Here is an 11959-nt window from a genome sequence, read left to right as displayed (position 1 = left end):
GTTAGGACTCCGCTGACCAAGACGCGCTACAAGGCAGGTCCCTCAACCGGAATCCATCGTGCGCTATCCGCCTCACCTGCTCGAAGAGATCCGCTCGCGCCTGCCGGCCTCCGATGTCGTCGGCCGGCGCGTGCGCCTCAAGAAGGCGGGGCGGGAATGGCGCGGGCTGTCGCCGTTCAACGCCGAGAAGTCGCCCTCGTTCTACGTCAACGACCAGAAACAGTTCTATCACTGCTTCTCCTCCGGCAAGCACGGCGACATCTTCACCTTCCTGATGGAGACGGAGGGCGTCTCGTTCCCCGAGGCGGTGGAGCGCCTGGCCTCCGAGGCCGGGGTGGCCCTGCCGGCGCCGAGCGAGGCCTCGCGCGAGAGCGAGACCCGGCGGCGCGGCGCCCTCGAGGTGATGGAGCTCGCCTGCGCCTTCTTCGAGGAGCAGCTCGCAGGCCGGGCCGGCGCGCGGGCCCGCGACTACCTCGCCGGGCGCGGGCTCGACGGCGAGATCCGCCGCACCTTCCGCCTCGGCTACGCGCCGCCCGAGCGCTACGCGCTGCGCGACCACCTCGCGGCCCGGGACGTGCCGGCCGAGCTGATGGTGGAGCTGAACCTTCTCACCACCGGCGACGACATCAAGGTCCCGTTCGACCGTTTTCGCGACCGGGTGATCTTCCCGATCCGCGACGTGCGCGGCCGCGTCGTCGCCTTCGGCGGCCGCGGCATGAGCCCGGACGCCAAGCCGAAATACCTGAACTCCTCCGAGACGCCGCTCTTCCACAAGGGGCGGATGCTCTACAACCATCATGCCGCCCGCAAGAGCGCCCACGACACCGGCCGGGTGATCGCGGTCGAGGGCTACGTCGACGCCATCGCGATGACGCTCGCCGGCCATCCGGAGGTGGTGGCCTCCCTCGGCACCGCGCTCACCGAGGACCAGCTCGCCCTGCTGTGGCGCATGGCCGACGAGCCGATCCTGTGCTTCGACGGCGACGGCGCGGGCCGGCGCGCCGCCTACCGCGCCCTCGACGTCGCCCTGCCGGCGCTGGCGCCCGGGAAATCCCTGCGCTTCGCCCTGATGCCCGAGGGCCAGGACCCGGACGACCTCCTGCGCTCGGGCGGCCCGGGCGCCATCGACCGGGTGCTCGACGGCGCCAAGCCCCTCGTCGACGTGCTGTGGTCGCGCGAGACCGAGATGAGCCCGGTCGACACGCCGGAGCGCCGGGCCGGCCTCGCCCAGCGCCTGCGCGAGATCGTCGGCGGCATCCGCGACGAGACCCTGAAGCGCTACTACCGCGACGAGATCGAGGCGCGCCTGCGCTCCTTGAGCCCCAACAACGCCAATCGCCAGCCGGGCGGCGGCGGGGACCGCCCCTACGGCCGCGAGCGCGCGCCGTTCGTGCCGCGGGCCCGCGGAGCGCCGCCGGCGCCGGTCTCGCCGCGGCTCACCGCCCGGGCGAGCCCGCTGCTCGCCCGCTCATCGCTGTTCTCCGGCGGCTCGTCCTCGCGCGAGGCCCTGATCGTCGCGGCCCTCCTGGTCCATCCCGAACTCCTGGCGCGCGAGGCCGAGGAGCTGGCCGAGGTCGCGTTCGAGGGCGCGGATGCGCGGGCGCTGCGCAGCGTGCTCCTCGACTTCGCGGCGGAGGGGGGGGCGAGCGACGCCGCCCTCCTCGACGCGCGGCTCGAACGGGCCGGGCTCACGGCGGCTGCGGGCCGAATCGCCGGCTTGGTGCGCCCCGGCGACCGCTGGTTGCTGGATCCGCACGCCGATCCGGTGCGGCTGGAGGACGCGTTCCAGCAGGCCGTGATCTTGCACCGCAAGGCGGGAACGCTACATAGCGAACTTCGGGCGGCCGAGCGTGCGTTCGCGGAGGCGGAGACCGAAGCCAACCAAGCCTGGCTTTTCGACTTGAGGAACCAGCTCTCGGCGGTCGAGGCGGCCGAGGTCGGTTCGGAGGCAAACGGGGTGACGGAAACGCCGTAACGCCACGCACGACTTGCGGCTTGCGCCCCGACTGGTTTACGGCAAGCCGATAGAATGGCTTGCAATTCTGCGTGAGATCCTGGGACGGCACCCGCGCCGTCCGACGCGACATCACGGTGCCGGCACGGCGGGAGCCTCCCCCGCCCGGGCACTGCCGACACCGGGAAGCATAGGCTGAGCATGGCGACGAAGGCAACGGAACGAGACGAGACCGAAGCGGCCCCCGAGCAGCAGACCGACGGCCCGCTCCTCGACCTGACGGATGCCTCCGTCAAGCGGATGATCAAGCTCGCCAAGAAGCGCGGCTACGTCACCTACGACGAGCTGAACGAGGTGCTGCCCCAGGAGGAGTTCACCTCCGAGCAGATCGAGGACGTGCTCGGTCAGCTGTCCGAGCTCGGCGTGAACGTGGTCGAGGCCGAGGAGGCCGACGAGCAGCAGGGCGAGGCCCCGGCCCAGGAGGGTGCCGAGGAGGAGGAGGCGAGCGAGGGCGGCGAAGTCGCCGAGGTCGCCGCCGCCCGCCCGGTCGCGCTTCGCGCCGAGACCACCAAGGAGCCGACCGACCGCACCGACGATCCGGTGCGGATGTACCTGCGCGAGATGGGCTCGGTCGAGCTTCTCTCCCGCGAGGGCGAGATCGCGATCGCCAAGCGGATCGAGGCCGGGCGCGAGGCGATGATCGCCGGCCTGTGCGAGAGCCCGCTGACCTTCCAGGCCATCATCATCTGGCGCGACGAGCTCGTCGACGGCCGGGTGCTTCTGCGCGACATCATCGACCTCGAGGCGACCTATGCCGGCCCCGACGGCCGCGGCGGTCCCGCCGAGGGCGAGGCCGAGTCCGAGGAGGAGGGCGACGCCGAGGGCGAGACCCCGCCGGACGGCGAGGGCGACGAGGACGACCTCGAGAACAACGTGTCGCTCTCGGCCATGGAGGCCGAGCTGAAGCCGCGCGTGCTCGAGACCTTCGACGCGATCGCCGATAACTACCGCAAACTGCGCAAGGTGCAGGCCGAGCAGGCCGAGACCCGGCTCAAGGGCGCGGCGGCCTCGGAATCGCAAGGCCAGCGCTACTCCGAGCTGAAGAACACCGTCGTCGCCGACGTGAAGTCGCTGTCGCTCAACGCCAACCGCATCGAGGCGCTGGTCGAGCAGCTCTACGACATCAACAAGCGGCTGATCTCGCACGAGGGCCGCCTGATGCGGCTCGCCGAGAACCACGGCGTCGCCCGCGACGAGTTCCTGCGCCACTACCAGGGCTACGAGCTCGATCCGCACTGGGTCGAGCGGGTGGCCAAGCTCGGCGGCAAGGGCTGGAAGAACTTCACCGAGCGCGGCGCGGTCAACATCCTGACGCTGCGCGAGCAGATCATCTCGCTCGCCTCCGAGACCGGCCTGGAGATCCAGGAATACCGGAAGATCGTCCACATGGTCCAGAAGGGCGAGCGCGAAGCCCGCCAGGCCAAGAAGGAGATGATCGAGGCGAACCTGCGGCTGGTGATCTCGATCGCCAAGAAGTACACCAACCGCGGCCTGCAGTTCCTGGACCTGATCCAGGAGGGCAACATCGGCCTGATGAAGGCGGTCGACAAGTTCGAGTACCGCCGCGGCTACAAGTTCTCGACCTACGCGACCTGGTGGATCCGGCAGGCGATCACCCGCTCGATCGCCGACCAGGCCCGCACGATCCGCATCCCGGTGCACATGATCGAGACGATCAACAAGATCGTCCGGACGTCGCGCCAGATGCTGCACGAGATCGGCCGCGAGCCGACCCCGGAGGAGCTGGCCGAGAAGCTGGCGATGCCGCTGGAGAAGGTCCGCAAGGTCCTCAAGATCGCCAAGGAGCCGATCTCGCTCGAGACCCCGATCGGCGACGAGGAGGATTCCCACCTCGGCGACTTCATCGAGGACAAGAACGTCGTCCTGCCGATCGACGCGGCGATCCAGTCGAACCTGCGCGAGACCACCACCCGGGTGCTCGCCTCGCTCACCCCCCGCGAGGAGCGGGTGCTGCGCATGCGCTTCGGCATCGGCATGAACACCGACCACACCCTCGAGGAGGTCGGCCAGCAGTTCTCGGTGACCCGCGAGCGTATCCGCCAGATCGAGGCCAAGGCCCTGCGCAAGCTCAAGCACCCGAGCCGGTCGCGCAAGCTGCGCAGCTTCCTCGACAACTGATCCCGGACATCCGCACGGACCGAGAAGGCCCGGGAGGCAGCCGCCTCCCGGGCCTTCTCCGTTACAGCGGCGCCACGATCCGCGCCACGGCGCGGCGCACCAGCGGCAGGACGAGCAGCAGCGTCGGGAAGGCGACGAGCCAGGAGAGGCCCCAGGCGCGGGGCCAGTGCCACAGCGCGTCGGGCGTGGGCCCGAGGCTGAGCAGGGTGGCGATGCCCGAGACGACGCAGGTCATCAGGATCGAGAGCAGGAAGGCGGTCACAAGCGGCGCGGTACGGGCCGGAAGGCGGCGCGGAACGATGAGGGAGGGCATGACGCGTCTTTCGAAGCGGACGGATCCGCCCGGAGCGAGGCGACGCGGCCCGCCCGGTGGAACCACCCAGGGAGCGCGTTGCTTGACGTGAGACGCTTACGGCCGGGCGGGACGTTGTCCCGGGGGCGTCTCGATCGCTACCAGATTCGGGTCCCACCGCCAAGGTTCCGTCCGGCCCGACCATGCCGGAACGGTCGGCCGGCCCATTCGATCACCCCCTCCCAAGCCTTGCCGTTCCGTACGGCGAAGCCCATGTCAGAGCCATGCACGACCAGCCTCGCCTCAACTCCGTTCCGACGCCCACGGCCGCGGCGGACGGGTCGGAGGCGAGCGACATTCCGATCGGCCTGTTTCGCGAATGCGTGGCCTTGCGCGACTGGCTCCTCAGCGAGGGCGCGCGGCTGCCGGAATCCGGCGATCTCCTGGCCGGCATGGCCGAGCGGCTGAACGACCTCGGCGTGCCGGTCGACCGGGCGACCACCGCCATCGACGCCCTGCACTCCGACTATTCCGGCGTCGGCCGGTTCTGGACTCGGGAGGACGGCGTCAGCTTCCGCCTCTTTCCCCACGGCGAGGCGACCGAGAAGGCGCTCTCGCGCAGCCCGTTCGCGCATGTCTACGCCACCGGGCAGTGGCTCATCCTCGATCTGCGCCAGACGCCCGACGACCGGTTCAGCATCGTCCCGGAGCTGAAGGCGGCGGGCTACACCCACTACATCACCGTGCCGCTGTTCTTCACCAACGGCACCAAGAACGGCGTCACCTTCGCGACGCGCGACCCCCGCGGCTTTCGCGACGACGACCTCGCCATCCTGCGCTTCATCGTGCCGACCCTGTCGGCCGTGATGGAGATGCGCGGCCTCAACGCCCGGCTCGACCACGTGCTGCGGGTCTATGTCGGCGACGGGCCGCACCAGGCGATCCTCGCCGGCTTCATCCGCCGAGGCCAGGTCGAGCGGATCCGCTCGGCGATCCTGTTCGCCGACATGCGCGGCTACACCCACCTCACCGACGCGCTCACGCCCGAAGCCTCGGTGGAATTGCTGAACACCTATTTCGACTGCCTGGTGCCGCCGATCGAGAGCGAGGGCGGCGAGGTACTGAAATACATGGGCGACGGGCTGCTCGCGATCTTCCGCGAGAGCGGCGACGACCTCGGCGGCGCGGCGCAGGGCGCGCTCTCGGCCGCGCAGGCCGCGTTGCGGCGCGTCGAGGAGGCCAACCGCGCCGCGCGCTTTCCCACCCGCATCGAGATCGGCATCGCGCTCCATCACGGCGAGGCGGCCTACGGCAATGTCGGCTCCGGCGCCCGGCTCGATTTCACCGTGATCGGCCGCGACGTGAATCTGGCGAGCCGGCTCGCCAAGCTCAACAAGATCCTGTCCGAGCCGCTCTTGATGTCGAAGCCCTTCGTCGACTTCCTGTGGGGCGATCCCGAACTCCTCGGCACCCACCCCCTCGACGGCATCGCCGAGGAGATGGCGATCTACCGGCCCGGCAAGGGTTGCTGATTCGAGGGTTGTTGAGATTCTCGGGTTGCCGATTCGAGGGCTGCCGATTTCGCTCCGTCGGGCACGGCGGGCGGTCGCAGGCGGTTGACGAACCGGCTCCCGCTCGCCAAATTCCGGCCGTTCCAGGGAGATCCCCGGCAAGGGGCTGAGACACCGCTGGACTGCAGGCCCTTCGGCCTCGGTCGGCGCGGAAATCCTTCGAACCTGATCCGGCTCATACCGGCGTAGGGATTGGACAGGCCGTCTCAGGCCCCGCGCATCATCCGGCCACCGGGCGCTGTCCAACTCTCTTCGGGCCACCGTGGAGATGAGGGTGCACGCGACCAGGGCGCAGACGATAGGACGGCGGAGCGGGCCGGCCACCTCCGAAGGAACCGACCGCCTGCCGGAGCGCGCCGACGTCGCGGTGATCGGCGCCGGGCTGATCGGCCTCTCGATCGCCTGGCGGCTGGCGCGCGCCGGCCTCGCCGTCGCGGTGGTCGAGCGCGGCACGGCCGGGGACGGGGCGAGCCTTGCCGCCACCGGCATGCTGGCGGCCGCCGCCGAGCACGAGCCCGGCGGCGAGGGCCTGTCGCCGCTCTGCGTCGAGAGCCAGCGCCTCTGGCACCCGTTTCGCGACGAGCTGGAGGCCGAATCCGGCCTCGCCATCGATTACCGCCGCGAGGGCACGCTCGTGATCGCGCTCGGCCGCGACGAGGTCGAGCGCCTGCGCTTCCGCCACGAGCTGCAGCGGCGCGACGGCCTCGCCGCCGAGTGGCTGTCGGGCCCGGCGGTGCGCGCCCGCGAGCCGGGCCTGCGCCCCACCGTCACCGCCGGCCTCTTCTGCCCCGACGACCACCAGGTCGATCCCGCCCGGGTGATGGCGGCCCTGCGCCGAGCGCTGCGGGCGGCCGGCGGGCGGCTCGTCGAGGAGACGACCGTCACGGCGCTCACCCGCGAGGGCGGGCGGATCACCGGCATCGAGACCTCGGCCGGCGCGCTACGGGCCGGCACCACGGTGCTGGCCTCCGGCGCCTGGGCCGGGGAGGGGGGGCTGATCCCCGATCTCGCCCTGCCGGTGCGCCCGCTCAAAGGCCAGTCGATGGCGCTGCAGATGACGCCGCGCAGCGGTCACCTCTCCCACGTCGTCTGGACCGAGCAGGTCCACATGGCCCCGAAGGCCGACGGCACGCTGATCGTCGGCGCCACCGTGGAGGAGACCGGCTTCGACCCCCACCTCACCGCCGGCGGGCTCTACGCCCTGCTGGAGGGCGCCCGCCGGGCGCTTCCGGGCGTCGAGGAGATGCGGGTGGCCGGCGTCTGGAGCGGCTTTCGCCCGACCTCCGACGACGACGCCCCGATCCTCGGCGAGGCGCGGCCGGGCCTCGTGCTCGCCGCCGGCCACCACCGCAACGGCTACCTGCTCGCCCCCGTCACCGCCGAGGCGGTCGCCGCCCTGATCCTGCGCGGCGAGACGCTGCCGGTCGCCGCGCCCTTCGGCCTTGCCCGCTTCACCCCGTCGTCCCGCGAGACCCCATGAAGATCCTCGTCAACGGCGAGCCCCGCGACAGCGCGGCCGCCACCCTCGATGCCCTGTGGCGCGAGGAGACCGCCGACCTCGACCTCTCCGGCCCGCAGGGCTTCGCCATCGCCCTCAACGGCGCCGTGGTGCGCCAGCGCGCCTGGGCCGAGACGCCGCTCGGCGAGGGCGACCGCGTCGAGATCGTGCGCGCCATGCAGGGCGGCTAGACATTCGAAGCTTCGGAGACACCCCCATGACCGACTCCCACGACGACCCGTTCGTCATCGCCGGCACGACGCTGTCCTCGCGCCTCCTCATCGGCACCGCCGGCTACCCGACGCAAGCCATCATGAGCGAGGCGGTGCGGGCGAGCGGGGCCGAGGTGGTGACGGTCTCGATCCGCCGCATCTCGCTCCACGGCCACGGCTCGGACACGGTGGCGCGGCTGAAGGGCGCGCGCTTCCTGCCCAACACCGCCGGCTGCGAGACCGCCCGCGACGCGGTGATGACCGCGGAGCTCGCCCGCGAGGCGCTCGGTACCAACTGGATCAAGGTCGAGGTGATCGGCGACCGCGAGACGCTCTACCCGGACGTCGCCGAGACGATCGAGGCCACCCGCCAGCTGGTCGATTCTGGCTTCGTCGTGCTGCCCTATTGCAACGACGATCCGGTGGTGTGCAGCCGGCTCGCCGATCTCGGGGCCGCCGCCGTGATGCCGATGGGTTCGCTCATCGGCTCCGGCATGGGGGTCGCCAATCCGGCGAACCTCGAACTGATCTGCCGCCGCTCCCCGGTGCCGGTGATCGTCGATGCCGGCATCGGCACCGCTTCGGACGCGGTGGTGGCGATGGAGCTGGGGGCCGCCGCCGTCCTCCTCAACACCGCCGTCGCCAAGGCCGACGATCCGGTGCGGATGGCCGCCGCGATGCGCCACGCCGTCGAGGCCGGCCGCCTCGCGCACCGGGCCGGCCGCATCCCGCGCCGCGCCCGGGCCGAGCCGTCGAGCCCGCAACTCGGCCTCGTCGGCTCGTGAGCCTGCCCGCCCGCCTCCTGATCGTCACCGACCGGCACGGCTGCCCCGAGCCGCTGGAGACCCGCGTCGCCGCCTGCCTCGCGGCCGGCGCCCGCTGGATCTGGCTGCGCGACCGCGATCTGCCGGCGCCGGAGCGGGCGGCCCTCGCAGAAAATCTCGCGGCCCAGCTAGCCCGGGTTGGCGGGTCGCTGACCATCGGGCGCGACGTGGAGCTGGCGGCGCAGGTGGGGGCGGCCGGCGTCCAGCTCGGCGACGCGGCGGCGGTCGCCCCGGCCCGGGCGCGGCTGGGGCGGGGGGCGCTGCTCGGCGTCTCGGCCCATTCGCTGGCCGAGGTGCGGGCGGCGCGGGAGGCGGGGGCGGATTACGTGACCCTGAGCCCGATTTTTTTGACTGCCAGCAAGCCGGGATATGGGCCAGCTTTGGGGCTTGCCGCGCTCGGCGAGGCGGCCGCGCTGATGCCTGTCGTGGCACTCGGAGGCCTCGATCCGACGACGGCGCCGTCCTGCCGCGCGGTGGGGGCTGCCGCTGTGGCGGTGATGGGGGCAGTAATGCGGGCGCCGGAGGTCGGGGGGCCGATCCAGGCGTTGGCCTGACCCAGTGACCCGTTCCACTTCAATCACCGCCCCGCAAGAGGCGCTGGTTTTCCCCTCTCGCCAACCGCGGGGCGCGGGGAGAGGGGGAAATGCCGAATGTGGCTGCTCCGGCCCCCCTCACCTCCGCTTCGGCTTTCGCTTGCGCTCACTTCATCGACCTTGTCGTCGATGAAGTCCTCTCCCCGCCTGCGGGGAGAGGCGAAACCCCGCGCCTGACCCAGGCCGCATCCTGGCACTAATCTGCCACCGGCCCTGTCCGGTCGACGAGCAGTAGTGCTAAGCCGCGCTCTTCTACAAATATTCATTCTCTGGATTCTTGGAGTATGCCTGCATCACCACGTTGGTGAGTGCATCGATCGTGGCGCCCGGGAAACCATGCGGTGAAGGGGAGGTTCTTCGACCAGCCTACCGCCGTGGTCGATGGCGACGGGGAATAAACCTGTAGCCACAATCGCAAATTCGTCGCCTACCCAAAGCCAAACGACCATTGCTGGAAGTGAACAAATTTAATTCAGAATTTACTGCATATGAAGCGATTAAAAGACATAAAACGAATGAAGGAATTGCAAATAGTTGTCTTTGCCTGGTGCGGACAGGCCACGACAGTGGCGTGAATCCGGGATGACTATCTCTCCCGCCCGCTACCTCATCCTGAGGTGTTAGTCGATCGAAGATCGACTGACCTCGAAGGAGACATCCAGATGTCGCTACGATTACTGGAGCCCGCCTTCGAGGCTCACTGCGTTCGCGCCTCAGGATGAGGTTGTGTATGGGAAAGTCTTGACGCAGACAGGCTTCACGCCCTGTCGTGTACCGTGGGTGGTGCGGACGGCGGGACTCGAACCCGCACGACCAGAGGTCGCAAGATTTTAAGTCTCGTGCGTCTACCGATTCCGCCACGTCCGCGCGGGGCTTGCCCGATCCGTCCGAGTTAGCCGGGGGCGGGGCGCAGATCAAGGCCCCGTCGCGGTCTCACAACCCTCAGGTCGGGCGCCAGCCGTAGAGCCAGGCGTAGCGCTCGGTCATCTTCTCGGGCCGCAGGCGTCCCATCACGAGGTCGCGGGCGGCCGCGACGAGGGGGCCGGCGTGGTAGACGCGGCCGTTGCGGCGGGCGTGGCTCTGGATCAGGCGCACCCGCTCGATCCGGGCCGCCGCGTAGGCGGACAACGCCGCCGGCACCGGCCGGTCGGCCTCGAGGCTGTGGGCCAGCACCGCGGCATCCTCGATCGCCATGGCGGCGCCCTGGGCCAGGAAAGGCAGTACCGGATGGGCGGCGTCGCCCAGGAGTGCGATCCGGCCGCGGGCCATCGGGCGGGCGGCGGCGCGGTCGGTCAGCGGCCAGACCAGCCAGGATTCGGGACGGGCGAGCAGGTCGGCGAGCGGCGGGGCGGCATCCGCGAAGGCGGCGCGCAGGCGCGCGGGGTCGCCCGCCCCGGCCCAGTCCTCGCCGCCGGGCTGGTCGGGCATCACCGCCACGAGGTTGAGCCGGCGCCCGGCATTGATCGGGTAATGCACGACGTGGCGGCGCGGGCCGAGCCACAGGCCGGTCTCGTCGGCGAGAAAAACCTCGGGCACCGCCTCGCGCGGCAGGGTGGCGCGCCAGGCCGATTCGCCGCGGGGGCGCAAGGGCCGCCGGTCGAGGGCGGCGCGCAGGCCCGAGCGCACGCCGTCGGCCGCCACCACGAGGTCGGCTTCGAGCGTCTCGCTGCGGCCGCCGTCGCTGGTGAGCGTCAGGGTGGCCTGGTCGGGAGCGTCGCGCACGCCCGCGACGGTGCGGCCGACGAGCAGGCGGATGCCGGGGCGGCCGCGGGCGGCGTCGAGCAGGATGGTCTGGAGGTCGGCGCGGTGGACGACCCAGTAGGGCGCGCCGAACCGCTCGCGCATCGCGGCGCCGAGCGCGATCGCGCCGATCTCCCGCCCGTGCGCGATGCCGCGGATGCGCACCCGCTCCGGCTCGCCGGCGACGCGGCGCAGCGGCAGGCCGAGGCCGAGATCGGTGAGCACCCGGCTGGCATTGGGGGAGAGCTGCAGGCCCGCGCCGACCTCGCTGAAGGCGATGCGGCGCTCGACGAGGGTGACCGCGTGGCCGCGGGCGGCGAGCGCCAGGGCGGCGGTCAGCCCGCCGATGCCGGCCCCGACGATCGCGACGCGCAGGCCCGGCCGGTCGGCGACCGGCCGTCCCGGCGCGGCAGGGAGCGCCAAGGCCTACTCGGCCGCGAGGCGGGCGCGGTCGTCCCAGACGCTGGAGGCCGGCGCCGCGGTCCCGGCCTTCAGGCTCGGGTTGTAGCGGTACAGCGTCGAGCAGTACTGGCAGATGATCTCGGAATCGGCGCCCATGTCCAGGAAGACATGGGGATGGTCGAACGGCGGCAGCGCGCCGATGCACATGAACTCCTTCGAGCCCACCTGGATGACCTGGACGCCGTCCTGGTTGTGGAAGTGCGGGACCGCCTTGTCTGCCATCGCGTCCGGGTTCCTGACTGCGCGGGGCGTGAGCCCCCGATTCTCGCGGGGCGCGCGCGGGCCCCGATCCTCGCGCTCTCCTAGCCCCTCGGGGGCGCCGCGCCTAGGGGTGCGGGCGCAGGCCCGTGCCCCACCTGCGGCCCGCCGCCGTTTGGTCACGGTCCTGCGGCATCGGGGCCCCGACAAGGCTTCATCGTACGAGAGGATCGCCCGTGACCCGTTTCCCGCCGAGGCTCGCCCTCCTCGCCGCCGCCCTCGGCGCCTCCCTGCTGGCCGCGCCGGCCGCGCAGGCGCAGAGCCGCACCGTCGTCGGCGCCGGGGCCGGCGCGGTGGCGGGCGCCCTCGTCGCCGGGCCGATCGGCGCGGTGGTGGGCGGGGTCGTCGGTGCCGCC

Annotated in this window: 10 protein-coding genes, 1 tRNA gene, 1 pseudogene and 1 riboswitch; of the genes and pseudogenes, 8 read left to right on the top strand and 4 right to left on the bottom strand. The window is 71.5% G+C overall.

What is annotated here, in order from left to right; genetic code table 11:
- Positions 1–58: 58 nt before the first annotated feature.
- On the top strand, positions 59–1975 hold the full coding sequence (gene dnaG / locus HPY23_RS15230; protein ID WP_200601845.1) for a DNA primase: 1917 nt from the start codon (positions 59–61) through the stop codon (positions 1973–1975).
- A gap of 180 nt (positions 1976–2155) precedes the next feature.
- Positions 2156–4153: an RNA polymerase sigma factor RpoD gene (rpoD, locus tag HPY23_RS15225; protein ID WP_091884488.1), complete on the top strand. Its 1998-nt coding sequence runs from the start codon at positions 2156–2158 to the stop codon at positions 4151–4153.
- Positions 4154–4214: 61 nt separating this feature from the next.
- Here the strand turns inward: rpoD and HPY23_RS15220 are convergent, their stop codons facing one another.
- A complete protein-coding gene (locus HPY23_RS15220; protein ID WP_091884486.1) occupies positions 4215–4466 on the bottom strand; it encodes a DUF2798 domain-containing protein in 252 nt (83 codons plus the stop codon).
- A gap of 263 nt (positions 4467–4729) precedes the next feature.
- Here HPY23_RS15220 and HPY23_RS15215 point away from each other — a divergent pair, with 263 nt between their 5' ends.
- The 5 genes from HPY23_RS15215 (at position 4730) to HPY23_RS15195 (ending at position 9104) form a co-directional block, all read left to right on the top strand.
- Positions 4730–5977, top strand: a complete 1248-nt coding sequence (locus HPY23_RS15215) for an adenylate/guanylate cyclase domain-containing protein (protein WP_091884483.1) — start codon at positions 4730–4732, stop codon at positions 5975–5977.
- A gap of 115 nt (positions 5978–6092) precedes the next feature.
- A riboswitch (TPP riboswitch) is annotated at positions 6093–6226 on the top strand.
- Between the two features lie 58 nt (positions 6227–6284).
- A complete protein-coding gene (thiO, locus tag HPY23_RS15210) occupies positions 6285–7496 on the top strand; it encodes a glycine oxidase ThiO (protein ID WP_091884479.1) in 1212 nt (403 codons plus the stop codon).
- Positions 7493–7705 (top strand): sulfur carrier protein ThiS, encoded by a 213-nt coding sequence (gene thiS, locus HPY23_RS15205; protein ID WP_060848735.1) that lies wholly within the window; start codon positions 7493–7495, stop codon positions 7703–7705. The genes thiO and thiS overlap by 4 nt, the downstream gene beginning before the upstream one ends.
- Before the next feature lie 26 nt (positions 7706–7731).
- Complete coding sequence (gene thiG, locus HPY23_RS15200) at positions 7732–8511, top strand: thiazole synthase (RefSeq protein WP_091884476.1); 780 nt, start codon at positions 7732–7734, stop codon at positions 8509–8511.
- Positions 8508–9104: a thiamine phosphate synthase gene (locus HPY23_RS15195; RefSeq protein ID WP_091884473.1), complete on the top strand. Its 597-nt coding sequence runs from the start codon at positions 8508–8510 to the stop codon at positions 9102–9104. The genes thiG and HPY23_RS15195 overlap by 4 nt, the downstream gene beginning before the upstream one ends.
- An 820-nt stretch (positions 9105–9924) precedes the next feature.
- Here the strand turns inward: HPY23_RS15195 and HPY23_RS15190 are convergent.
- From HPY23_RS15190 to HPY23_RS15180, 3 genes are all read right to left on the bottom strand, one after another.
- Positions 9925–10010 (bottom strand) — tRNA-Leu (locus HPY23_RS15190).
- Positions 10011–10085: 75 nt separating this feature from the next.
- The gene (locus HPY23_RS15185) at positions 10086–11306 is read right to left on the bottom strand and encodes an FAD-dependent oxidoreductase (RefSeq protein ID WP_236012760.1); all 1221 of its coding nucleotides are present in this window, start codon (positions 11304–11306) and stop codon (positions 10086–10088) included.
- Positions 11307–11309: 3 nt separating this feature from the next.
- Positions 11310–11567 (bottom strand): zinc-finger domain-containing protein, encoded by a 258-nt coding sequence (locus tag HPY23_RS15180; protein WP_048428697.1) that lies wholly within the window; start codon positions 11565–11567, stop codon positions 11310–11312.
- Positions 11568–11779: 212 nt separating this feature from the next.
- Between HPY23_RS15180 and HPY23_RS15175 the strand changes: the two are divergent.
- Positions 11780–11959 (top strand): annotated as a pseudogene (locus HPY23_RS15175) (DUF456 domain-containing protein); the annotation flags it as partial.

Origin of the sequence: Methylobacterium ajmalii (assembly GCF_016613415.1) — a bacterium.
GTDB classification, from domain to species: Bacteria; Pseudomonadota; Alphaproteobacteria; order Rhizobiales; family Beijerinckiaceae; genus Methylobacterium; species Methylobacterium ajmalii.
The sequence above is the reverse complement of the archived record's forward strand: the minus strand, read 5'-3'. Positions and strand labels throughout refer to the sequence as shown.